The sequence below is a fragment of the Streptomyces cyaneofuscatus genome (genome assembly GCF_000718135.1).
GTDB classification, from domain to species: domain Bacteria; phylum Actinomycetota; class Actinomycetes; order Streptomycetales; family Streptomycetaceae; genus Streptomyces; species Streptomyces cyaneofuscatus.
On the sequence record NZ_JOEM01000008.1, the window covers coordinates 25,776 to 47,337 of the forward strand.

The 21,562-nt window shown below is 72.4% G+C and carries 21 protein-coding genes; 11 read left to right on the forward strand and 10 right to left on the reverse strand.

Annotated elements, in window-relative coordinates; genetic code table 11:
• Nucleotides 1-136 precede the first annotated feature (136 nt).
• Complete coding sequence (locus tag IF17_RS0114755) at nucleotides 137-760, forward strand: TetR/AcrR family transcriptional regulator (protein ID WP_030565960.1); 624 nt, start codon at nucleotides 137-139, stop codon at nucleotides 758-760.
• Nucleotides 761-818: 58 nt separating this feature from the next.
• Here the strand turns inward: IF17_RS0114755 and IF17_RS0114760 are convergent, their stop codons facing one another.
• Nucleotides 819-1,295, reverse strand: a complete 477-nt coding sequence (locus IF17_RS0114760) for a DUF4430 domain-containing protein (protein WP_030565961.1) — start codon at nucleotides 1,293-1,295, stop codon at nucleotides 819-821.
• 356 nt (nucleotides 1,296-1,651) lie between these two features.
• Nucleotides 1,652-2,209 carry a TetR/AcrR family transcriptional regulator gene (locus tag IF17_RS0114765; protein WP_030565963.1) on the reverse strand — a complete coding sequence of 186 codons (558 nt, stop codon included), beginning with the start codon at nucleotides 2,207-2,209 and terminating at the stop codon, nucleotides 1,652-1,654.
• Nucleotides 2,210-2,510: 301 nt separating this feature from the next.
• On the opposite strand from IF17_RS0114765, the gene IF17_RS0114770 reads away from it, so the two are divergent.
• Nucleotides 2,511-4,409, forward strand: a complete 1,899-nt coding sequence (locus IF17_RS0114770; RefSeq protein ID WP_030565965.1) for an RICIN domain-containing protein — start codon at nucleotides 2,511-2,513, stop codon at nucleotides 4,407-4,409.
• Nucleotides 4,410-4,469: 60 nt separating this feature from the next.
• Here IF17_RS0114770 and IF17_RS0114775 read toward each other — a convergent pair whose 3' ends face one another.
• Nucleotides 4,470-5,141 carry a TetR/AcrR family transcriptional regulator gene (locus tag IF17_RS0114775; RefSeq protein WP_030565967.1) on the reverse strand — a complete coding sequence of 224 codons (672 nt, stop codon included), beginning with the start codon at nucleotides 5,139-5,141 and terminating at the stop codon, nucleotides 4,470-4,472.
• Between the two features lie 61 nt (nucleotides 5,142-5,202).
• On the opposite strand from IF17_RS0114775, the gene IF17_RS0114780 reads away from it, so the two are divergent.
• Nucleotides 5,203-6,831, forward strand: a complete 1,629-nt coding sequence (locus IF17_RS0114780) for an FAD-binding oxidoreductase (RefSeq protein WP_030565974.1) — start codon at nucleotides 5,203-5,205, stop codon at nucleotides 6,829-6,831.
• On the opposite strand, the gene IF17_RS0114785 is transcribed toward IF17_RS0114780, so the two are convergent.
• Both IF17_RS0114785 and IF17_RS0114790 read right to left on the reverse strand, forming a co-directional pair.
• Nucleotides 6,794-8,905 (reverse strand): FUSC family protein, encoded by a 2,112-nt coding sequence (locus IF17_RS0114785; protein ID WP_106980187.1) that lies wholly within the window; start codon nucleotides 8,903-8,905, stop codon nucleotides 6,794-6,796. The genes IF17_RS0114780 and IF17_RS0114785 overlap by 38 nt on opposite strands.
• Before the next feature lie 74 nt (nucleotides 8,906-8,979).
• Nucleotides 8,980-10,113, reverse strand: a complete 1,134-nt coding sequence (locus IF17_RS0114790) for an NADH:flavin oxidoreductase/NADH oxidase (RefSeq protein ID WP_030565978.1) — start codon at nucleotides 10,111-10,113, stop codon at nucleotides 8,980-8,982.
• Nucleotides 10,114-10,272: 159 nt separating this feature from the next.
• Between IF17_RS0114790 and IF17_RS0114795 the strand changes: the two genes are divergently transcribed.
• Complete coding sequence (locus IF17_RS0114795) at nucleotides 10,273-10,635, forward strand: ArsR/SmtB family transcription factor (RefSeq protein WP_030565980.1); 363 nt, start codon at nucleotides 10,273-10,275, stop codon at nucleotides 10,633-10,635.
• Nucleotides 10,636-10,707: 72 nt separating this feature from the next.
• Here the strand turns inward: IF17_RS0114795 and IF17_RS0114800 are convergent, their stop codons facing one another.
• The gene (locus IF17_RS0114800) at nucleotides 10,708-11,748 is read right to left on the reverse strand and encodes an NAD(P)-dependent alcohol dehydrogenase (protein ID WP_030565982.1); all 1,041 of its coding nucleotides are present in this window, start codon (nucleotides 11,746-11,748) and stop codon (nucleotides 10,708-10,710) included.
• A gap of 153 nt (nucleotides 11,749-11,901) precedes the next feature.
• Between IF17_RS0114800 and IF17_RS0114805 the strand changes: the two genes are divergently transcribed.
• Together IF17_RS0114805 and IF17_RS0114810 are read left to right on the forward strand one after the other, a co-directional pair.
• Nucleotides 11,902-12,840: a helix-turn-helix domain-containing protein gene (locus tag IF17_RS0114805; protein ID WP_030565984.1), complete on the forward strand. Its 939-nt coding sequence runs from the start codon at nucleotides 11,902-11,904 to the stop codon at nucleotides 12,838-12,840.
• A gap of 32 nt (nucleotides 12,841-12,872) precedes the next feature.
• Nucleotides 12,873-13,304 (forward strand): GNAT family N-acetyltransferase, encoded by a 432-nt coding sequence (locus IF17_RS0114810; RefSeq protein ID WP_030565986.1) that lies wholly within the window; start codon nucleotides 12,873-12,875, stop codon nucleotides 13,302-13,304.
• A gap of 9 nt (nucleotides 13,305-13,313) precedes the next feature.
• Here IF17_RS0114810 and IF17_RS0114815 read toward each other — a convergent pair whose 3' ends face one another.
• From IF17_RS0114815 to afsA, 3 genes are all read right to left on the reverse strand, one after another.
• On the reverse strand, nucleotides 13,314-14,000 hold the full coding sequence (locus tag IF17_RS0114815) for a ScbR family autoregulator-binding transcription factor (protein WP_030565987.1): 687 nt from the start codon (nucleotides 13,998-14,000) through the stop codon (nucleotides 13,314-13,316).
• A gap of 165 nt (nucleotides 14,001-14,165) precedes the next feature.
• A complete protein-coding gene (locus IF17_RS0114820; protein WP_030565989.1) occupies nucleotides 14,166-15,038 on the reverse strand; it encodes an NAD(P)H-binding protein in 873 nt (290 codons plus the stop codon).
• An 81-nt stretch (nucleotides 15,039-15,119) separates the two neighbouring features.
• On the reverse strand, nucleotides 15,120-15,989 hold the full coding sequence (gene afsA, locus IF17_RS0114825; protein ID WP_106980188.1) for a 2-oxo-3-(phosphooxy)propyl 3-oxoalkanoate synthase: 870 nt from the start codon (nucleotides 15,987-15,989) through the stop codon (nucleotides 15,120-15,122).
• A 227-nt stretch (nucleotides 15,990-16,216) separates the two neighbouring features.
• Here afsA and IF17_RS0114830 point away from each other — a divergent pair, with 227 nt between their 5' ends.
• On the forward strand, nucleotides 16,217-16,855 hold the full coding sequence (locus IF17_RS0114830) for a ScbR family autoregulator-binding transcription factor (protein ID WP_030565993.1): 639 nt from the start codon (nucleotides 16,217-16,219) through the stop codon (nucleotides 16,853-16,855).
• A gap of 16 nt (nucleotides 16,856-16,871) precedes the next feature.
• Here the strand turns inward: IF17_RS0114830 and IF17_RS0114835 are convergent, their stop codons facing one another.
• Entirely contained in the window at nucleotides 16,872-17,483 is a 612-nt protein-coding gene (locus IF17_RS0114835; RefSeq protein WP_030565995.1) for a LysE/ArgO family amino acid transporter, read from the reverse strand.
• A 66-nt stretch (nucleotides 17,484-17,549) separates the two neighbouring features.
• On the opposite strand from IF17_RS0114835, the gene IF17_RS0114840 reads away from it, so the two are divergent.
• The 4 genes from IF17_RS0114840 to IF17_RS0114855 all read left to right on the forward strand — a co-directional run bounded on the left by IF17_RS0114840 (nucleotide 17,550) and on the right by IF17_RS0114855 (nucleotide 21,548).
• The gene (locus IF17_RS0114840) at nucleotides 17,550-18,497 is read left to right on the forward strand and encodes a LysR family transcriptional regulator ArgP (RefSeq protein ID WP_030565997.1); all 948 of its coding nucleotides are present in this window, start codon (nucleotides 17,550-17,552) and stop codon (nucleotides 18,495-18,497) included.
• An 84-nt stretch (nucleotides 18,498-18,581) separates the two neighbouring features.
• Nucleotides 18,582-19,244, forward strand: coding sequence for a response regulator transcription factor (locus IF17_RS0114845; RefSeq protein WP_030565999.1), 663 nt, complete (start codon nucleotides 18,582-18,584; stop codon nucleotides 19,242-19,244).
• The gene (locus IF17_RS0114850; RefSeq protein ID WP_030566001.1) at nucleotides 19,241-20,623 is read left to right on the forward strand and encodes a sensor histidine kinase; all 1,383 of its coding nucleotides are present in this window, start codon (nucleotides 19,241-19,243) and stop codon (nucleotides 20,621-20,623) included. The genes IF17_RS0114845 and IF17_RS0114850 overlap by 4 nt, the downstream gene beginning before the upstream one ends.
• A gap of 76 nt (nucleotides 20,624-20,699) precedes the next feature.
• Nucleotides 20,700-21,548, forward strand: coding sequence for an endo alpha-1,4 polygalactosaminidase (locus IF17_RS0114855; protein ID WP_030566003.1), 849 nt, complete (start codon nucleotides 20,700-20,702; stop codon nucleotides 21,546-21,548).
• The last annotated feature ends 14 nt before the right edge of the window (nucleotides 21,549-21,562 follow it).

A 21,562-nucleotide genomic window follows, 5' to 3' on the forward strand; every position in this document is an offset into this window, starting at 1 on the left:
CGGGCGACCCGGCTGTCGGGGACGCGCAACCGACTGTGCTCCGATGAAAATGGACCGGCAAGTCCACTCCTGGCGGACGCGTGGCGCGTTTAGACTGGACTCCCCAGTCCATTCTTCTTCGAGGGGGGCGTGACCGATGCCCGAGGCGTCCACAGCGAAGGGGCGCGCCACGCAGGCCCGGATCGTCGAGGGTGCGGCCGAGGTGCTCCGCGAGCAGGGTGTCGCCTTCACCACCCTCGACGACATCCGCGACCGCACCCGTACGAGCAAGAGCCAGCTCTTCCACTACTTCCCCGGCGGCAAGGACGAACTGCTCCTGGCGGTGGCCCGGTTCGAGGCGGAGCGCGTACTGGAGGACCAGCAGCCGCATCTGGACTGCCTGGACTCGTGGGAGTCCTGGTACCGGTGGCGGGACGCGGTGGTGGAGCGGTACGAGCTCCAGAACGATCAGTGCCCGCTGGGGTCGCTGTTCCTCCAGGTCGGCCGTTCGGAGCCGGGGGCGCGGGCGATCGCGGCCGAACTGATGCGCCAGTGGCAGGAGCGCATCGCGGAGGGCATCCGTACGCTCCGGGCCCGTGAGCTGATCCCGGCCTCCGTGGACGCCGACCGGAACGCGGCCGCCCTGCTGGCCGGGATCCAGGGCGGGGTGTCGATCATGATGTCCACCGGCAGCTCGGCCCACCTCAAGGCCGCGCTCGACACCGGGATCGACCAGCTCCGCCACGCGGCGGCCGGGGCGGGGCAGGCCGAGGTCAAGTAACGTACCGGGCCCGGGCCTTGGACGGGCCGGGCCCGGCAGCGCCGCGGGCTCCGCAGCCCTAGAAGGCGGTCCAGGTGAAGGCGACCTTGTCTCCTGCGCGCAGCTTGAACTGGCAGCCGCCGACCGGGATCGAGGTGCCGTTGACGGCGATGTTCCAGTAGGCGACTCCGCCACCGCTGACGTTCTTTATCGTGTCGACGGAGAAGTCGTCGAACGACGCGTACCAGGTGCCGTCCCAGGTGAAGTGTCTCTTCCGTGCGGCGTCGTCGAGGGCGGCGGTCGGCGTGGGAACGGCGCTCGGGTTGGCTCCCCCGTTGGTGCCGTCGCAGCGGTGCGTGCCGCCGGTGGCAGTGGTCACGTCATGCCCCTTGGTCTTGATCTTTCCCTTGAAGAGGCGGCCGTCCGGACCCTTCACGGTGAGCGAGACCTTCACGGGGGCGTTCGTGGATGCCTTGGCCTGCGGCTGGGCGACAGCGGGTGCGGCGGCGAGAGCGAGGCCGAGTGCGGCCGTGACGACGAGGGGCGGCGGGCGGATGTCAGGTGCACGAGAGTGCCTTTCCGGTGCGGGGCGGCCTGCCGTGCCGCACCGGAGCCCGACCGTCCGCGCCGCGTCCGTCCGCGCGTCTCGCGGCGTACGCGCGGCGGACCGGGGCCGCAGGGCTTCGCACTGCAGACCATGACAGGGGAAGCGGTACACGTCACGCGCCGGGCTGTCCGACTCGCGGCCCGGCGGGCCGCACACGGTTGCAGGTCAGCGCCGGATTCCCACCGGCTTCCCCCAGTCGCGCACGCATTCAGTTGTCGCTCCGGATCGCCGAAGCCCTCGCATGCTACGGCCAGTCGGCCACGCCCGGCCGGGGATTGGGACAATACGTCGTCCGTACCAGGCGGTCAGCTGGAGGAAGGCGGGCCGAACCGTTCGGGTGCCAGGGTGGCGAGGAGGGACGTGACCACGAGATCCGTCGAGGCGGCCATGTCCACGGAGTCCGGCGACAGCAGCCACTGGACCTGGAGGCCGTCCATGACCGCGATGATGGCGTTGGCCGCGTTCCCGGTCGTCTCCGCGCGGTCGGAGGGGAGTTCGCACGCCTCGCGCAGGGCGTCGGCGACGAAGACCCGCAGTCCGTCGTAGCGGTCGCGGAAGTAGTCCTGGGCCGGGTGGTCGTCGGTGACGGACTCGGCCGACAGGACCGCGTACAGCCGGACGATCCCCTCGCGCTCGGCGTTGCGGAGCGCGGTGTTCACCAGGTGGCGCAGGAAGTCGAGCCCTTGGGGGCGGTCCGGGCCGAGCTGTTCGATGTCGGCCCGGTCGCGCAGTTCGAGGACGCTGGTGAGGAGCAGCGCCTTGGAGCGGAAGTAGTGCAGGACGCCCGCCTGGGTGAGGCCGACCCGGTCCGCGATCTCCGCGAGCGAGGCGTTGTTGTAACCGCGGGCGGCGAAGGTGTCCATGGCGATGGACAGGATGTCCTGCTGCCGCTGCCGGGCTTCCGGGCTGCGCGGCGTACGGGGCTCGGCCGGACGGCCTGCCGGCCTGCCGACTGACTTCTTGCCCACCGGCTGCTTGCCCACTGACTGGTTGCTCACCGGGTCAGCTTAAGCCTGCTCCGGGCGGCGCTCCGGGAGAGATCTCCCCCGGGCGGCAGAACACCGCATCCGACTACTTACTAACCACTTAGTGGGTGTGGTTTCATGCCGTTGCCCCGCCGATGTCTCCAGGTATCGACGTATCGACCCAAGGAGAGAGCCGCACATGCCTCATCCCCGCCCCCTGCGCCTCAGAGCACGCGCGGCAGGCGCCGCGCTCGTCGTGGCCGTCGCCGGACTCGGCCTCAACGCCACCGTCACCACCGCCCAGGCCGCCGACCCGGTCGCCCAGGTCTGGGTCACCACCACGGACGGCAGCAAGAAGCTCACCGCCGACGGAAGCGTGCCGTTCACCGGCACCCCGCAGGGCGTCGACATCCGGATCGACGCCAACAGCAAGGGCCAGAAGTTCACCGGCGCGGGCGCCTCCGTGACCGGCGCATCCGCCCACCTCATCCAGAGCCTCCCGCAGGCCCAACGCACCTCACTCCTGCGGTCGCTGTTCTCCGCGGAGGGGGACGGCATCGGGCTCAACTACCTGCGCCAGCCCCTGGGCAGCACCGACTTCGACGCGAACTCCAACGCGTACACCTACGAGGACACCCGGGGTTCGTTCTCCATCGACCGGGACCGGGACCAGATCATCCCGGTCCTGAAACAGGCCACCGCCATCAACCCCGCCATCCGGTTCATGGGCTCCCCCTGGTCTCCCCCGGCCTGGATGAAGACCAACAACTCCCTCAACGGGGGCAGCCTGAGGGCCGAGCACTACCAGGCCTACGCCGACTACCTGGTCAAGGCGATCCGGGCGTACGGACAGGAGGGCATCACCCTCACCGACCTCACCGCGCAGAACGAGCCCGAGTTCGCCACCAGCTACCCGTCGATGAGCATGACGGCCACTCAGCAGGCGGACTTCTTCCAGGTCCTGGACCGTACGCTGACCGCCGCCAACCTGCCCACCAACCTGCTGGCGTACGACCACAACTGGGACCACCCCAACTACCCGCTCGACGTCTTCGCCCGGACCGGTGGCATCCAGCGGATCATCGGCGCGGCCTTCCACTGCTACGGCGGAGCCCCGGCGGCGCAGCAGCAGATCGTGAACGCCGGGAAGCGGGTCTTCTTCACCGAGTGCTCCGGCACCGACAGCGCCAACCCCGCCACCACGTTCGGCGACACCCTCAAGTGGCACGCCGAGAACCTCGTCGTCCAGAACATGCGCAACGGCGGTGAGACCGTCATCAACTGGAACCTGGCCCTGGACCAGAACGGCGGCCCCCACCAGGGGCACTGCACCAACCGCTGCAACGGCATCGTGGAGATCGCCGGCGGCCAGGTCACCCGGAACGCCGAGTTCTACGTCCTGGGGCACGTCACCAAGTTCATCAAGCCGGGCGCGACCCGTATCGGCTCCACCAGCCAGGGCGCCGGGGGTGTGCAGAACGTCGCCTTCCAGAACCCGGACGGCACCCGCGCGGCCGTCGTCGTCAACACCGCCTCCGCACCCCAGCGGTTCTCGCTGACGGACAACGGGAAGTCGCTCGCGTACACCCTGCCCGCCGGTGCCGTCGCCACCTTCACCTGGGACGGCAACGGTGGCACGACCGAGCCTCCGGCCGGTTCGATCGACCCCGCAGCCTGGTACCGGGTGCAGAACACCAACAGCGGCGCCTGCCTGGACGCCGCCGACTGGGGCACCGGTGACGGCACCGCGCTCCAGCAGTGGGCCTGCGGCACCGGGGCCAACCAGGGCTGGCAGTTCCGGCCGACCAGCGGGGGCCACTACCAGGTGGTGAACCGGCACAACGCGAAGGTCTGGGACGTGGACGGCGGCGCCGGGGCGACCGCCGACGGCACCAAGGTCCACCTCTGGTCGTACGTGGGCTCCACCAACCAGCAGTGGCGGCCCGAGCCGCTGGCCACCAACGGGCGGTACCGCTTCGTCGCCCGCCACAGCGGCAAGTGCCTCACCGTCGACAACTCCTCCACCGCCGATGGAGCACGGCTCTCCCAGCAGCCGTGCAACGGGGCTGCCGCCCAGTCGTTCGCGCTGACCGGCTGACCGCGCGCATCGCTCACGTCGGGCCCCGTCGCACGCGGCGGGGCCCGACCGCGTACCGAATCAGCCCCGGATCGCGGTCAGCAGGCGGGCGCAGCGCGCCGCCATGTCCTGCGCCGACTGGTCCGGGTGGCTGGTCCACCAGCCGACCAGCGCGCCGACCGTGCCGGTCCACACGTGCTTGAGCGCGTCGGCGTCCAGCGGGTCCTCGTTGCCGTGCCCGCGCAGGAGGTCCGCCGTTCCGGACGCGGCGAGGTCGTCGATGGTCCGCCGGTGCCGGTGCGCGGCGGCGTGCAGGTCGGTTCCGGGCTTCAGCGTCCTGTCGTACAGCACGAACCAGGCGCCCCGCTGCTCCTCAAGAACACCGAAAACAGCGCTGAGCACGCGGTGGGGAGTCTCCGCCGCGGGCTTCTCCCCCGCCGTCAGGCGTCCTCGTGAACGCCCCATCGCCTCCTCGATCGCCGTGACGAGCCGGGGTGCGACGTGCTCCAGGCAGGCGAGGTAGAGGCCGTCCTTCGAGCCGAAGTACGTGTACAGCATCGGCTTGGTGACGCCGACCCGTCCCGCGATCGCGGCCATCGACGCCGAGGCGTGGCCGTGGCGGCCGAACTCGTCCATGGCCGCCGCGAGGATCTGCTCCTCACGGCGCGCCCGGGGGACTCCCTTGGTCCCGGCGCCCCGGGCGCCCTTCGCGGGTGGGGTGGCGGCGGACGACGAGGCTCTTGCCGTGTTCACGCCTGAGACTATACGTTCCGGTAAATTACCCAGAGGTAAATTACCGGAAGGTCATACGTTCATGGCGGACCGCAGCTCTTCCCTTCCTCCCTCTCCTCCCCGGCGCGACAGCGCCTCCGTCCGCTCCTGGTGGGGCTGGGGCGCCCTCGACCAGGCGCTGCCCGACGCGGAGTGTGTCTCGCTCGCCGCTCTGGTCCCCGGGGCGGCGGAGTCGGCGCTCCCGGTTCCGTCGATCGCCTCGCTGGCGCTGCCGGCGGTCCGGGTGAGCGCGCCCGCCGCCCTCGCCCATCTCGTGTCCTCCGCCCCGGCCGACCGGGCGGCCCACACCTACGGCAAGGCCTTCCGGGACGTGGTCCGCGCGCTGTACGGGAACATGGCGGCCGCGCCGGATCTGGTCGCCCGCCCCCGGGAGGAGCGGGACGTGGTGGAGCTGCTCGACTGGGCCGCCGGGGAGGATGTCGCCGTGGTCCCGTACGGGGCGGGCAGTTCGGTCGTCGGCGGGGTCGAGTACCGCGCCGGGGAGCATTCCGGTGTCCTCTCCCTGGACCTGTCGGGGTTGGACCGGGTCCTGGAGATCGACCGGGTCAGCCGCGCCGCGCGGATCCAGGCGGGTGTTCTCGGCCCTGACCTGGAGGCGCAGCTGCGGCCGCACGGGCTGACGCTGCGGCACTTCCCGCAGAGCTTCGCGTTCTCGACCCTGGGCGGCTGGCTCGCCACCCGTGCCGGCGGCCATTACGCCACCCTCCACACGCACATCGACGACCTGGTCGAATCCCTGCGCGTGGTCACACCCTCGGGGGTGAGCGAGTCGCTGAGGGTGCCGGGTTCGGGGGCCGGGCCCTCCCCCGACCGGCTGTTCCTCGGCTCGGAGGGCACGCTCGGGATCATCACGGAGGCGTGGATGCGGCTCCAGGACCGCCCCTCCCACAAGGCGTCGGCCTCGGTGGTGTTCGAACGGTTCCCCGCCGCGGTGGACGCTGTCCGGGCCATCGCGCAGTCGGGCCTGTACCCGGCCAACTGCCGCCTGCTCGACCCGGGCGAGGCGGCGCTGTCGGGCGTGGCGGCGGGGGGCGGGAGCGTGCTGGTACTGGGGGTGGAGTCGGCGTACGGCCCGGTGGAGGGCCGGCTCGCCGAGCTCGTGGCACTGGCCCGGGAGCACGGCGGCTCCCCGGTGGAGGCGGCCTCCGGTGACGGCGACTCGGCCGCCGGCACCTGGCGTTCGGCGTTCCTGCGGATGCCGTACCTCCGCGACGGGCTGGCCCGGATGAGCGTGATCAGCGAGACGTTCGAGACGGCCTGCACCTGGGACCGGTTCCCGGCCCTGTACGAGGCGGTGCACCGGGACGTCGGGGCGGCCGTCCGGAAGGTGACCGGTGCGTCGGGCCTGATCAACTGCCGGTTCACGCATGTCTATCCGGACGGTCCCGCCCCCTATTTCACGGTGATCGCCCCGGGCCGGCGCGGGGCGGAGGTGGTGATGTGGGACGAGATCAAGGCCGCGGCCATGGAGGTGCTCGGCGAGCAGGGGGCGACGGTCACCCATCACCACGCGGTCGGCCGCGACCACCGGCCGGGGTACGACCGGCAGCGCCCGGAGCCGTTCGCGCTCGCGCTGCGGGCGGCCAAGCAGGCCCTCGACCCTGCCGGGATCCTCAACCCGGGGGTGCTGTTCGAGGCCGCGACGGCCTGACGGGGGGAGCGTCCGGGTCCGGCGACGGGGTCAGCGAGGAGTCGATCCGGGTGAGCTGGTGGGCCAGGCTCGTCATCCACACCTCCAGGTCGACCGAGAGCGGCGTCGGCGGAGGGCCGTCCGGTGCGGTCCACCGCCGTACGGGCGTCGGGGCGCCGGTCAGCTCGGCGGCGATCCGGTCCGTCTCCGCGACCAGCTCCTCGGCCGTGGCCCGGGCCCAGACGGCGGCCGGGGCGCTCGCGCAGGCCTCGGGGCGGAGGCCGAAGCGGGGCAGCCAGTGGGCGCCGAGGAGCATGTGATTCGCCGCGATGAGCATGGCGTGCCAGTCGGTACGGGTGTCCTCCCCCGGAGCCTCCGTGCGGTACTGCGCGTACGCCGCTTCGGCGAGGCGCAGCCGGTGGACGCCGGGCAAGGTCTGCGGCGCTGCCCGCGAACCGCCCGCCGGTGTCAGCACCGCCTGTGCCGTCACCGGCACCAGCTCGGCGCAGACGCGCAGCAGCTCCGCCATGGCCCGGTGGACCTCCCTCCGCGCACCGGCCGGCCAGGCCAGCAGCCCGCACAGCAGACCGATCACGCTGCCGGTGACGACGTCGATCATCCGGGCCTCGGAGAGCCGCCAGGTGACCGGTTCGATCTGGGCGAACGCGGTGGCGACGACCAGCGTGAACAACCCCTGCGCGTACGCGATGCCCAGCAGCGGTCCCAGGGCGAACGCCACCAGCATCACCGGGGCGAGCAGAGCCGCGTACGCGTCGGTGTGCGGGCCCAGCCCGATCAGGAGTGCTCCCGCCACGAGCGCTCCGGCCGCGTTCCCGGCGACCGCCAGGCGGACCGCCCGCCAGGTCGCGCCGGCCGTCGTACGCCCCAGGGTCAGGACGGCGAGCAGCACCCAGAAGCCGTGGGACAGATCGAGGGAACCGGCCACCGCGCGGGCCGCCGCGAGGCCGAGCGCGGTCCGCAGGGCGTTCTGGAACAGCACCGACCGGAACGTCACGTTGCCGGTGACCCGCCGGGCCCAGAGTCTCGGCGTGGACAGCTCCGCGTACCAGAACAGCCGGCGCGGGACGGCGGGCTCGGTGGGGTGGCCGTGTACGGCGATGTCCGTGGTGATCTCCGCCATCCGCGCCGACTCGGCGAGCGCCAGCACCTGCGACTGGCGGCGCAGGACCTCGACCGGTGGCCGCTCGCCGGGCGGCCCGGAGGCCAGGCGAACGCGCTCCGCCTGGAAGTCCCGCATCGCCTCCTCCAGGGCCCGGGCCACCGGTGGCCCGGTTCCGGTGCGGAGGAACCGGGCGCAGGTGGCGCACAGCTCGGACACCCGGTCCAGGAGGGCGGCGGAGGCGGGGTCGGGGCCTGTCGGTGGTGTCTCGGCGAGCGTGGCCAGCTGGTCCAGCAGTCTGCGGACCGCTCGGCCGCCCTGTTCCCGTGCGCGGTCCGTCCGCCCCGCGCCGGCCGGGCGTTCCGCCGGTGGTACGGACGCCAGCCGCAGCCTCGCCCCCGCCTCGCGCAGCTTCTCGGGCGGTACGCCGCCGGGGGCGGCACCGCGGGCCGCCTCGTCGAGCGCGCGGGCGAGGCGTTCCGGGTAGGACACGGCGGGCGGGTCGGGCAGCAGGAGTTCGCAGGCGGCGAGGGCCAGGACGCCGAGGGTCAGCCCGGCCAGCCGCTGGCCGAGCGTCCCGGGGGCGTACGGCGGGAAGCAGGCGAGGATGTAGAAGAGCTGGAGGCCCGGCGCGACGCCCGCCGGGCGCGGGCCGCCCACCGCGGCGAACGCCAGCACGAACCCCACGGCCAGCATGCCGCCGACGGCCGCCCAGGTCTGCACCGCGAGCAGCGTGCCCAGGGTCGCCAGGACCAGGGCCGGGGGCAGCGCCCGCAGCATCACGGAGACCCGCTGGCGGCCGGAGCCGGGGACGGGTGAGAGCAGACCGACGGCGATGGGGGCGAAGAGGGCGTACAGCGCCATGACCGGGAGTCCGGCGCCGTACAGCAGCGGGTAGAACCCGGCGCTCGCCGCGACGGCGACCCGGACGGCCCGGCGGACGATGGTCGCCCTCTCCTGCCCGGTGGGGATCACAGCGCCATTGTCGGCCCGCGCCGGGCCGCCCGCTCGGGATGGCGGGCGGGTCCGGCGGTGGGTCAGGCGGCGGGTCAGGCCTTGGCCGTCTCCTTCTCGGCGGTGCGGCGGCGCACCACGGCGTAGCCGTACGGGTCGGGCCAGCGGGGCTCTGCGCCGAGGGCGTCGGCGGCGTGGTGGGCCCAGTACGGGTGGCGCAGCAGCTGACGGCCGAGCATGACGGCGTCGGCCTGGCCCGAGGCGACGATCTCCTCGGCCTGGGCGGGCTCCAGGATCAGGCCGACCGCGGAGACGGGTATGTCGCCGGCCTGCCGGACCTGTGCGGCGAAGGGCACCTGGTAGCCGGGGTGGGCGGAGATCTGCGCGTCGCGGACCAGGCCGCCGGTGGAGACGTCGAGCAGGTCGACGCCGTGGGCGGTCAGCTCCTTGGCGAGGCGGACGGTGTCGTCACCGGTCCAGCCCTCGCGCGCATCCTCCGGGTTCTCGGTCAGCCAGTCGGTGGCCGAGGTGCGGAAGAGGACGGGCAGGTCGTCGGGCCAGACCGCGCGGACGGCGTCGACCACCTGGAGCGGGAAGCGCAGGCGGTTCTCCCAGCTGCCGCCGTAGGCGTCGGTGCGGTGGTTGGCGGCCGGGGAGAGGAAGGAGTTGATCAGGTAGCCGTGGGCGCCGTGGATCTCGACGACCCGGAATCCGGCAGCGAGGGCGCGCTCGGCGGCCGCGGCGAAGTCGCGTACCAACTGCTGGATCTCGTCCTCGGTCAGCTCGTGCGGGACGGGCTGTCCGTCGAACGCGACGGGGCTGGGGGCCACGGGCTGCCAGCCGCCGTCGCTCTCGGGGACGTACGCGCCGCCGAGCCAGGGCCGCTCGGTGGACGCCTTGCGGCCGGCGTGGGCGAGCTGGATCGCGGGGACCGATCCGTGGGAGGCGATCGCCGCGGCGATCCGGGTGAAGGCCTCCTGCTGGCGGTCGTTCCACAGGCCCAGGTCCCACGGGCTGATCCGGCCGTCCGGGCGTACGCCGGTGGCCTCCGCCATCACGAGCCCGGCGCCGCCGGCGGCGCGGGCCGCGAGGTGGGTGAGGTGGAAGTCCGTCGGCACGCCGGTCTCGGACCCGTGGGAGGCCGCGGAGTACATGCACATCGGGGACATCCACACGCGGTTGGGGATCTCCAGGGACCGCAGGGACAGGGGCGTGAACAGAGCACTCACCGGAACGTCTCCTCAAGGGGTCGGGGCACGGAGCTGACGCCCTGCCCGGGCTGGAAGGGCAGGACAGCCATGGCCAGTACGATAGACCTCGTAGTACGGCAGTTGTCAAACTACGAGGATGTTCGTACTTTAGAGACGCGAGACCTGAGGAGGCCGCCCATGCCCACGACCGAGCCCGACGTCGCCGCCCCGTCCGGGCGCCGGCTCGCCCATCCGTCCACGGAGGAGATCCGCCTGGAGGGCGTGCTGCACGCGCTGGCCGACCCGGTCCGGCTGACCATCGTGCGCGAGCTGGCGGACGGCCACGCGGACATGGCCTGCATCGCGTTCGACCTCCCGGTGAGCAAGTCCACCACCACCCACCACTTCAAGGTGCTGCGCGAGGCGGGCGTCATCCGCCAGCACTACGAGGGCACCTCCCGGATGAGCAGGCTGCGCGAGGACGACCTGGAGGCCCGCTTCCCCGGGCTCCTGGCGGCCGTCCTGGAGGCGGCGCGGCGCTCGGTCGCGCCTTCCGCATAAGTCTGTACGCCGGGTGCCCCGGGCCCTTGGAAGGGCCCGGGGCACCCGGCGTACAACTGCCGAACAGATCGCTCAGATGGTCGCGGTGTCGATCACGAAGCGGTAGCGGACGTCGCTCGCGAGGACCCGCTCGTACGCCTCGTTGACCTGGCCCGCCTCGATGACCTCGATCTCGGCGCCGAGGCCGTGCACGGCGCAGAAGTCCAGCATCTCCTGGGTCTCGGCGATGCCGCCGATCGCGGAGCCCGCCATCGACTTGTTGCCGCCGATCAGCGAGAAGAGGTTGAGCGAGATCGGCTCCTCGGGCGCGCCCACGTTGACCAGGGTGCCGTCCGTCCGCAGCAGGGCGAGGTAGGCGCCGAAGTCCAGCGGGGCCGAGACCGTGGAGAGGATGATGTCGAAGGTTCCGGCCAGCTCCTCGAAGGTCCTGGGGTCGCTGGTCGCGTAGTAGTGGTCGGCGCCCAGCTTGAGCCCGTCGCCCTTCTTGCGAAGGGACTGGGAGAGGACCGTGACCTCGGCACCGAGGGTGTGCGCGATCTTGACGGCCATGTGGCCGAGTCCGCCGAGGCCGATGACCGCGACCTTCTTGCCCGGACCGGCGCCCCAGCGGCGGAGCGGGGAGTACGTGGTGATGCCGGCGCACAGCAGCGGCGCGGCCTCGTCCAGCGCGATGCCCTCGGGGATACCGACGACGAACCCCTCGGTCACGACGATGTGCGTCGAGTAACCGCCGTACGTCGGCTCGCCGCTGCGGTCGAGGGCGTTGTACGTCTGGGTGTTCCCCTCGACGCAGTGCTGCTCGCGGCCCATCAGGCAGGCGTCGCACTTTCCGCAGGAGTCGACCATGCAGCCGACGCCGACGCGGTCGCCGGCCTTGAACCTGGTGACGCCGGGGCCGGTCTCGGTGACGATCCCGGCGATCTCGTGGCCGGGCACCATCGGGAAGATGCCCTCGCCCCAGCCGTCGCGGGCCTGGTGGATGTCGGAGTGGCAGATACCGGCGAACTTGATGTCGATCAGGACGTCGAACTCGCCCACCGGGCGGCGCTCGATCGTGGTGCGCTCCAGCGGGGCCTTGGCACGGGGAGCGGCGTAAGCGGCAACGGTGGTCATGCCGGAGGTTCTCCTCTGGGTGATGCGGTAAGTACGTCTCCCAGCATCAGGGTGTGCACAGCATTTACCCAGGTCACCGCTTTGCCTACGTCCAGTGGTCCTACTACTGGCGGGGACAGGCTCCCGCGCGTACGACCAGGAATAATGGGAGCCATGGACGCTTCGCCCGACCCCTCCGCCCCCGAGCCGCTCGACCGGCGCGCCGAGCTCAGCGAGTTCCTGCGCACCCGGCGGGCCCGGCTCCAGCCGCAGGACGTGGGGCTGCCGGAGTTCGGCCGGGCCCGCCGGGTGCCAGGGCTGCGGCGGGAGGAGCTGGCGCAGCTGGCCGGGGTCTCGGTGGCGTACTACACCCGGCTGGAACAGGGCAATGGGCGCAACGTCTCGGCCGAGGTGCTCGACGCGATCGCCCGGGCACTGCGGCTCAGCGACGCCGAGCACGCGCACCTGACGCACATGGCCAAGCCCGCCCGGCACAAGAAGAAGCGCCGCCCGGCGAGGGTGCAGCGGGTGCGGACCGGACTACTGCACCTCCTGGACAGCCTGGAGGGCATTCCCGCGTACGTCTCCGGGGCCCGCTCCGACATCCTCGCCTGGAACCCGATGGCGGCGGCGGTCTTCGGCGACTGGGGCGCGCTGCCGCCCGAGGAGCGGAACTGGGCACGGCTGGTGTTCCTCTCCCCCGCCTACCGGGACCTGTTCGTGGAGTGGGACTCCAAGGCCTCGGACATGGTCAGCTATCTGCGCCTGTACGCGGGCTGCCACCCGGACGATCCGCAGCTCTCCGCGCTGGTGGGTGAACTCTCCGTCAAGAATGACGAGTTCCGGCGGCTGTGGGCCACGCACAACGTGAAGGAGAAGGGGCACGGCACGAAGCTCATCCGGCACCCGCTCGTCGGGGACATGGCCCTGTCGTACGAGACGCTGCATCTGCCGGACGATCCGGAGCAGTACGTGGTGACCTACCACGCGGAACCGGACTCCACGTCGGCCGAGGCGCTGCGGCTGCTGGCGAGCTGGGGTGCGGACGCGCGGCGGGCGGATGTGGAGCGGGTCGACCCGGGTGGCAGGGCGGGCCGGGGCCGGGCCGGATAGGCGCGCCCAGGCGTTGCCCTATCGTGTAATGTATGGATCACACCACTGACCCTTACGAGCTCCGGGTGGGCGTACCGTCCGTCGAGCTCTTCCGCCGACTGCGCACCGACGCCGGGCTCTCCGACAAGGCGCCCGAGGCGGTCGCGATCGCCCTGCCCAACACGTGGCACGGCGTGGTCCTCCACCACGAGGGCGAACCGATCGGCATGGGGCGGATCATCGGTGACGGCGGCACCGCGTTCCAGGTGGTCGACATCTGCGTGCACCCCGCGCACCAGGGCCGGGGCCTCGGCAGGCGCATCATGGCCGCGCTCACCGAGGAGCTCGAACGCCGGGCGCCCGCCACCGCGTACGTCTCACTGATCGCGGACGGACCCGCGCGCTTCCTGTACGAGAAGTTCGGCTTCGCCGACACCGCCGCGCACGACTCGATCGGTATGTACCGCTCGATGGGCACGGGCTGAGCCGCGAGGTCAGATCGGCGCGGCCGTCTCCATCCCGTACGTCTCACGTTCGGGCCGGCCCGTGGCGACGACGTCCGTCGCCACGGTGGTCCCCGACGGGTCCAGGAGCGGCAGGATCTCCGGGTCGGCGAGGCAGGGCAGCAGCAGCCGCCAGAAGCCGGTGAGCGTCCGGGTGGACAGCCATTGGGCGTCGCACCGTCCGAGCACCTCGAACCCGGTGGTCGCGGCGACCGTCGCGGCGGTGACGTCCGTGCGGGAGACGCCTTCCACGAGGGTGCCGACGGCGGCCGCCTCGTCGAGCAACTCCCCGACGCAGCTCTGCCATTGCGCGGGCAGGCCGGGTTCACCGCCCCTCTCCCCGCCGTAGCTGAGCCGGAATCCGGCCCGCGTGACCGGATCGCGGCCGAGCAGGTCCACCAGGGCGTGCGAGGTGTCGACCAAGGTCTGCAGGGCCGTGTCCGTCCTGCGGCGGATGGAGCCGGACACCTCCAGCAGACCGTGCGACGCCTCCGCGACCACGGCCTGGGCGACCGCGGCCTTGTTCTCGAAGTGGAAGTGCAGGGCCCCCGTGCTGACGCCCGCGCCGGAACTGATCAGCGCCAGGCGCGCCTGTCCGTACCCGTGCTGCTCGAACACGATCGCCGCTGAGCGGATCAGGGCTTGGCGGGTACGCGCTGCGCGCACCTGCTTGGTCACCGTGGCCTCCGCCGGGAGGAGGAGCGGATGGGATGGGGCCCCGGGCTGTGGGCTCCGAAGGCCGGGGGCGCTCCGCCGGAGCGGTGAAGCAGCGTCATGGGAATATCAAACCAACTTACCGGTTTGATTTCCAGGGGAACGTATGCGCGGTCGGCACCCGCATCCCTACGCCGGGCGCCAGGCGGCTCGACCGACCGCGCCGAAGGACTCCGCGTGGTCCGCGGCCCAGGTGCGGAACGGCCTGGCGGGACGGCCGGTCAGCTCCTCGACGGTGGGCACCACCGCAGCCTTGGCCCCGGCCCGCTGGCGCTCCGCGCTCTCCAGGAACGCCTCGGCCACCGGCTGCGGATACTTCGCGAGCAGCGCCTCGCGCGCGCGGTCCAAGGGCAGTTCCTCGAAGCGCAGCGGCCGGCCCAGCACTTCGGAGAGCTGGGCCGTCTGCTCGTACGCGCTGATCGCCTCCGGGCCCGACACCCCGTACGCCCGTCCCTCGTGGCCCGTACCGGTGAGGGCCGCGACGGCCACCGCCGCCACATCCCGGGGATCGACGCACGCGACCGGCGACCGCCCGTGAAGGGCCCGCACGACACCGTCCGATGCGATGCCCTTCGCCCAGGAGAGCGTGTTGGACATGAACGTCCTGGGGCGGACGAAGGTCCACGGCACCCCGGACTCCCTGATGGCCTGTTCGTTGCCGCGCTGGAGCCGGGTGATGAAGTCGTCCGCGTCCGGCTCCTCCACCGCCATCATCGACAGCTTCACGAGGTGGCGTACCCCCGCCGCCGCGGCCGCCGCCGCGACCCTCGCGTCATCGGGCTCCGTGGGGCTGTTCGTCACGAGGAACACCGCGTCGATGCCCCGCAGCGCCCGGTCGAGGGACGCGCGGTCCCCGTACTCCCCCGCCACGATGTCGACCTCGGGTCCGCGCACCGTCACGCGCTCCGGCCGCCGCGCCAGGATCCGCACCGGACCGGCGGCCGCCAGCAGACGGGCGGCCTCGCGGCCGACCGCCCCCGTCGCCCCTGTCACCAGAATCACGCCACGTACTCCTCACACACCGTCATCAGCCTGTCGTCCAGGCGCAACACACCGCTCACACGCGCGCCGGACGGCTGCTCCTCAGCCAGCCGTCACAGGGCCCGTCAGCACCGTGTCGAAGACCGGCTCACCGTCCTGATGGCCCGTCGCCCGGATCCGCACCTCGCCCGGCGGGCCGCCCGGCAGGACCTCCGCGGCGATCGAGCACGGGCTGCCGAACTCCGCGTACCGGTGGAAGTGCGTACGCCCCTCTGCGGGGACGAACCCGCCGTCCCCGGCGGCCAGGCACGCCGCCTGCCGCGCCGCCTCCAGCAGCAGCATCCCCGGCACATGGTCGTTGGGCCGCTGGAAGAGCGTCGGGTGACGGGTGTCCACCCGCAGCTCCCAGACCCCTTCACGGGAGCTCTCCGAGAGCACCACGTCCTCCGCCCTGGCGCGCCCCGCCCGGGCGGGGTCCACCGGCGCCGTCCGCGGTATCACCACGCCCGGCTCCGCCGATCCGCCGCGGATCCGCCGGTAGACACGCGGGCTGGTGAACCTCGTCGCCCCCATACCGGTCGCGACCAGCCGGCCCGCGCGGTGCACCACCCAGTCCACGCGGCCCTGCACCGGCAGCCCGCCGCGCCACTTGAGCTCGGAGCAGGTCACCTCCACGTCGATCACGGTGGGCAGGCCGCCCACGACCAGGTGATCGGGGTGGGTCGCGTAGTCCAGATCGGCCATCAGGAAGTGGTAGCCGACGGGGACTCCGTACCCGGCGTGGAAGGCCAGCATCGCCGCCTGCCGCATCGCCTCCGTCACCAGCAGCGGATCGTGACGGTCCGCTCCCACCGGGGCGAAGAACGGATGATCGTGCGGAAGCACCGCCTCCACGTGGAACCGGTCCGGCCCCAGCCGCTCCCAGTTGCGCGGAAAGGCGTCCTCCGCCCTGCTCCTGTGAACCAGTTCCATTCCCACCGGATGCACCACTCGGGCCTCCGAGCCCACGGCCGACGCCGCTACAGGGTCGGTCAAGACTGCTGCTTCGGGCATAACTCCCCCCCAGGGGTCATGTGACGGGCGAGTCGTTTCTGCGGTGCGCACGCGCTGATAAGATACAGACTAAGCGGTTTTTTTTCTATCCCCACCGGCTGCCCGCCCGGCCCCACGACCGGCACCGCCCGACGAAGGAGACAGAGATGGCCAAGCAGGACCGGGCGATCCGTACCCGCCAGGCCATCCTGATGGCAGCAGCCGAGACTTTCGAGAAGCACGGTTACCAGGCCGCCACCATCACCGAGATACTCAAGATCGCCGGAGTGACCAAAGGCGCGCTGTACTTCCATTTCCCGTCCAAGGAAGAGCTCGCGCTCGGTGTGATCGAGGCCCAGGACCCCCCACCGCCCACTCCGGACCAACTCCTCAAGCTCCAGGAGCTCGTGGACATGGGGATGCTGTTCAGCCACCGTCTCCACACCAGTCTCCTCACCCGTGCCGGTGTCCGTCTCTCCATGGACCAGCAGGCCCAGGGCCTGGATCGCACCGGCCCCTTCCTCCGGTGGCAGCAGACCACCCACGACCTGCTCGCCCAAGCCAAACAGAACGGCGAACTCCTCCCGCACGTCAACCCCACGGAGACCGCCGACCTCTACGTCGCGGCCTTCACCGGCATTCAGGCGGTCTCCCAGACCCTCACCAACTACCGCGATCTGGAACAGCGTTACGTCACGCTCCAGCGGCACATCCTGCCCAGCATCGCCAACCCCTCCATCCTCACCGCGCTGGACCTCAGCCCCGAGCGCACCACCCGCCTCGCCCGGCTCATCCCCGCGTACTGAGCCCGCCGGCGGCCGGTCAGGCGGTCAGGGCCAGCCGGGCGCCGAGGCCGATCATCATCGCGGCGACCATCCCGTCCAGGACGCGCCACGACGACGGGCGGGCGAGCACCCCGCTGAGCAGCCGGGCGCCGAAGCCGAGAGCGGCGAACCAGCACACGCTGGCGAGGATCGCCCCCAGCCCGAAGGTCCAGCGCAGCGGGCCGCGGTCGGCGGCGACGGAGCCGAGCAGGAAGACGGTGTCCAGGTAGACGTGGGGGTTGAGCCAGGTCATCGCGAGGCAGGCGAGCACGACGCCCCGCTTCGCCCCGGAGGGCGCGTCCTGTGGGTGCAGGGCGGAGGGGCGGAAGGCCCGGCGCGCGGCCAGGAGGCCGTAGACGATCAGGAACACCCCTCCCAGCAGGGAGACCACGGTCAGGGCGGACGGCCAGGCCACGACGACGGCACCGACCCCGGCGACTCCGAGGGCGATGAGGACGGCGTCGGACAGGGCGCAGATGACCACCACCGCGGATACGGCCTCCCGGCGGACGCCCTGGCGCAGGACCAGGGCGTTCTGGGCGCCGATGGCGACGATGAGGGAGAGGCCGGTACCGAACCCGGCGGCCGCGGTGGTCAGAGCGTTGGTCATGGTGCCGACGCTAGAGAGATCCCGCATCCATGTACAGCTAATGATTCTTACGTATCATTAGCTGTTGTGATGTCTGAGCTTCCCCTCGACCAGGTGCGGACCCTGCTGGCCGTCGTCGACGAAGGCACCTTCGACGCGGCGGCCGGCGCCCTCCATGTGACACCGTCGGCGGTCAGCCAGCGCGTGAAGGCCCTGGAGCAGCGCACCGGGCGGGTGCTGCTGATGCGGACGAAGCCGGTACGGCCCACCGAGTCCGGTGAGGTCCTGGTGCGCTTCGCCCGCCAGTTGGCCCGGCTGGAGCAGGACGCGCAGTCGGCCCTCGGGATGTCGGGCCCCGGCGAGCCGACGCGCCTGACGGTCGCGGTGAACTCCGATTCCCTGGCGACCTGGTTCCTGCCCGCCCTCGGGCGCGTACCGGAGGAGCTGGGCATCTGCTACGAGCTGCGCCGGGAGGACCAGGACCACACGGCCGCACTGCTCCGCGAGGGGCTGGTGATGGCGGCGGTGACGTCCTCTCCCGAGGCGGTGTCCGGCTGTTCGGTGCGGAGTCTGGGGCGGATGCGCTATCTGCCGGTGGCGACGGCGGCCTTCGCCGGGCGGTGGCTCGGGCTGGGGACGGCGACCCCGCTGCGCGAGCTGATCGCGGACGCCCCGGTGGTGGACTTCGACCGGCGCGACGACCTCCAGGACTCCTTCGTCCGCGCGCTCGGGTGCGGCCCGCGGGCGGGCTCCCGGCGCCACTTCGTGCCCACGTCGGAGGGGTTCGTGGACGCCGTGGTGGCCGGGATGGGCTGGGGCATGCTGCCCGACGTCCATGCCCGTCCGCTGCTGGACACCGGCCGCCTGGTCGTCATCGCCCCGGACCGGCACATCGACGTCCCGCTGTACTGGCAGCAGTGGAAGCTGGACTCACCGGCCCTGGCCACCGTGGCCGAGGCCGTGGTGGCGGAGGCCGCCGAGGCGCTCGACGGGGCCGCCGGCTCGACGGGCTCCCAGCTCGACGGGGCCCCTTAGGATGACGGGTCCCTCCCCCGGGCCAGGCTCCTTCGATCCGTACGGAAGCGCCCGGGGGCCATCCCGAGACCCGGAGGCGTCTTCTTGCGCGTGCTGCTGGTGGAGGACGACGACGACCTGCGGGCGGTGCTCGCGGCGGGGCTGCGCGAGGCGGGCTTCGCCGTCGACGGTGCGGACGACTGGCCGGAGGCGGACGTGATGCTGCACGTGACCGCGTACGACTGTGTGGTCCTGGACCGGATGCTGCCCTCCGGCGACTCCCTCGCACGGCTGGAGAGCAGGCGCCGGTCCGGCTGGTCGGTGCCCGTGCTCTGCCTCACCGCTCTGGACGGCCTGGACGACCGGGTGCGGGGGCTGGAGAGCGGTGCGGACGACTACCTGGCCAAACCCTTCGCGATGCGCGAGCTCGTCCTGCGGGTGCGCAGCCTGACCCGGCGGGCGGCCGAGCGGCTGCCCGCCTTCCTGAGCTGCGCCGATGTGGTGATGGACCTGGCGCGGCGGGAGGTGCGGCGGGGCGGGGTGCTGCTCTCGCTGAGCCCGAAGGAGTACGCCGTGCTCCAGCAGCTCCTGGTGCACCGGGACAGCGTCGTCACGCGTACGGCGCTGCTGGAGCACTGCTGGGACGAGATGGCCGACCCGGTCTCCAACGTGGTGGACGCCGTCGTCGCGGGCCTGCGGCGCAAGCTCGGTACCCCGTCGCTCGTGCACACCGTGCGCGGCCAGGGGTTCCTGCTGGGCGCGGCATGACCCGGACGGCAGGCGCCGGGTCCGCGCGGCGCGGCTCCCCGGCCCGGAGAGGGCTGCGCCGGCTCCAGCTGCGGCTGACCGCCGCGTACACGCTCATCACCCTCGTCGGTCTGAGCTGCCTGTCCTGGCTGGTGATCCGCACCGACGACCGGTCCCGGGAGGCCGCCGAGTACGACGAGATGCGCCGCCGGGCCTCCGTCGCCGCCTCGCTCGTCTACTACGAGGACGACCGCATCCGCCTCGACGGCCTGGCCGACGACGAGGCGACCGCGGGCACGCCGCAGATCGTGGTGCTGGAGGAGCGGCCGGGTAAGGGCCCGGCCGTGGTGTTCCGGGGCAGCGTCCAGCAGTTCGACGTACCGGCCGCGGCGCTCGCCCGGGCGGCGGGTTCGGCGATGCGCACCGAGGAGACCGTGCGGGAGGAGGCTCGCGACCGTACGGGCGGTCCCGTCCGGCTGCTGGCCGTGCCCTTCTGGCACGACGCGACCGACGAGGTGGCGGGCGCGGCCGTCGCGGTCGGGGACCCGGCGTACGGGTCGGCCGAGCACCGCAGCCTGGTCCTCTCCCTCGTCGTGGGGTGCGCCGCCCTCACCGCCCTGGCCGCGCTCACCGGCCATGTGCTCTCCGGGCGGTCCATGCGGCCCGCCTGGCAGGCGCTGGAGCAGCAGGAGCGGCTGCTCGCCGACGCGGCGCACGAGCTGCGGACCCCGGTGGCGGTGATGCGGGGCTCGGTGGAGATGGCCGAGCGCGGTTCGGGCGAGTCGGCGGCCCATCTGCCGAGGATCCGGCGGGCGGCGGACCGGATGGGTCATGTGGTGGAGAACCTGCTGACCCGGGGGCGGTTGGAGGCCGCCGTGGAGTCGGTGCGGGCCGAGCCGCTGCGGCTGGACCAGCTCGTGGAGGAGGTGTGCGCCGATCTGCCGGAGGGCGGGCACCGGCTGGAGCTGCGGCTGGAGGAGTCGGTGGTCGACGCGGACGCGGCGCTGGTGTGGGTGGCTGTACGCAACCTGCTCGACAACGCCGTACGCCACGGCCGTAAGCCCGGGGAGCCGGGCGGGGCCGAGCTGCTCGTGACCGTACGCGGACCGGAGGTCTCGGTCGCCGATCACGGTCCGGGGGTGGAGCCCGGGCGGCTGCCCGAGCTGATGGAGCGCTTCCGCTCGCCGGGCGGCGGTACGGGGATCGGCCTCTCGCTGGTGCAGCGGGTGGCCCTCGCCCACGGGGGCGGGCTGACCGTGCGGGCCCGGACCGGCGGCGGTGCTGTGTTCGTGCTGCGGCTGGCGCCGGTCCGGTCGCGGCGGAGGCGGGTGGGCAGGGATGAGGGCAGGCGTCCGGGCAGGGATGGGGGCAGGCGTCCGGGCAGGCGCCTGGGCGCCTGACGCTCACGATTCGCTCATGATCGGCCGTCCATGATGCGGGGGCAGGTACGCAGACCACGCACAGGAGCCCCCCCCCATGCCCCAGCACGCCGCCACCCCCTTCCTCCGTCGCCGCTCCACCCTCGCGGCCCTGGCCGGCGGGGTCGCCGTGACAGCCGGGGCGGGGATCCTGCTCTCCAGCGCCTTCGCGGCCAAGCCCGCGCCGAAGGTCGTCCTCCCCAAGGCCGACGCCACGTTCGACTACCAGATCGGCGGGGCCTACACCCCGCCCGCCGGGGTCAAGGCGCTCTCGCGCGACCGGGGCGCCAAGCCCGTACGCGGTCTGTACAACCTCTGTTACGTCAACGCCTTCCAGACCCAGCCGGACGCGATGGACTGGTGGCAGAAGAAGAACCCGGACCTGCTGCTGCGCGACGGCAGCGGCAAGCCGGTCAACGACGAGGCCTGGGGCGAGGCGCTGCTGGACACCTCGACCGCCGCCAAGCGGACCCGGCTCGCGAAGATCGTCGGCGGCTGGATCGACGGCTGCGCGAAGGCCGGTTTCCAGGCGGTGGAGCCGGACAACCTCGATTCGTACGAGCGCTCCGGTGGCCGGCTCACCAAGGCGCACAACGCCGCGTTCGCCAAGCTGCTGGCCACGCGGGCGCACGCGGCGGGGCTGGCGATCGGCCAGAAGAACACCACCGACCTGCTGGGGCAGCGCAAGAGCATCGGCTTCGACTTCGCGGTCGCGGAGGAGTGCGGCCGCTACGACGAGTGCGCCCACTACGCCACCGCGTACGGCAACAGGGTCTTCGTCATCGAATACACCGCCCGCGACTTCTCCAAGGCGTGTTCCGCCGTGGGCGCGAAGCTCTCGGTGGTCCACCGCGACCTCGACGTCCGGCCGGCGGGGCGGAAGGGGTACGTCTTCCGGACCTGCTGATACGGACCGGGGCC

What these genes read in the sequence shown, in the direction of transcription:
- IF17_RS0114755 (WP_030565960.1), top strand. Translation starts at nt 137, where the DNA reads ATGCCCGAGGCGTCCACAGCGAAGGGGCGCGCCACGCAGGCCCGGATC.
- IF17_RS0114765 (WP_030565963.1), bottom strand. Translation starts at nt 2,209, where the DNA reads ATGGACACCTTCGCCGCCCGCGGTTACAACAACGCCTCGCTCGCGGAG.
- IF17_RS0114770 (WP_030565965.1), top strand. Translation starts at nt 2,511, where the DNA reads ATGCCTCATCCCCGCCCCCTGCGCCTCAGAGCACGCGCGGCAGGCGCC.
- IF17_RS0114780 (WP_030565974.1), top strand. Translation starts at nt 5,203, where the DNA reads ATGGCGGACCGCAGCTCTTCCCTTCCTCCCTCTCCTCCCCGGCGCGAC.
- IF17_RS0114795 (WP_030565980.1), top strand. Translation starts at nt 10,273, where the DNA reads ATGCCCACGACCGAGCCCGACGTCGCCGCCCCGTCCGGGCGCCGGCTC.
- IF17_RS0114800 (WP_030565982.1), bottom strand. Translation starts at nt 11,748, where the DNA reads ATGACCACCGTTGCCGCTTACGCCGCTCCCCGTGCCAAGGCCCCGCTG.
- IF17_RS0114805 (WP_030565984.1), top strand. Translation starts at nt 11,902, where the DNA reads ATGGACGCTTCGCCCGACCCCTCCGCCCCCGAGCCGCTCGACCGGCGC.
- IF17_RS0114810 (WP_030565986.1), top strand. Translation starts at nt 12,873, where the DNA reads ATGGATCACACCACTGACCCTTACGAGCTCCGGGTGGGCGTACCGTCC.
- afsA (WP_106980188.1), bottom strand. Translation starts at nt 15,989, where the DNA reads ATGGAACTGGTTCACAGGAGCAGGGCGGAGGACGCCTTTCCGCGCAAC.
- IF17_RS0114830 (WP_030565993.1), top strand. Translation starts at nt 16,217, where the DNA reads ATGGCCAAGCAGGACCGGGCGATCCGTACCCGCCAGGCCATCCTGATG.
- IF17_RS0114835 (WP_030565995.1), bottom strand. Translation starts at nt 17,483, where the DNA reads ATGACCAACGCTCTGACCACCGCGGCCGCCGGGTTCGGTACCGGCCTC.
- IF17_RS0114850 (WP_030566001.1), top strand. Translation starts at nt 19,241, where the DNA reads ATGACCCGGACGGCAGGCGCCGGGTCCGCGCGGCGCGGCTCCCCGGCC.
- IF17_RS0114855 (WP_030566003.1), top strand. Translation starts at nt 20,700, where the DNA reads ATGCCCCAGCACGCCGCCACCCCCTTCCTCCGTCGCCGCTCCACCCTC.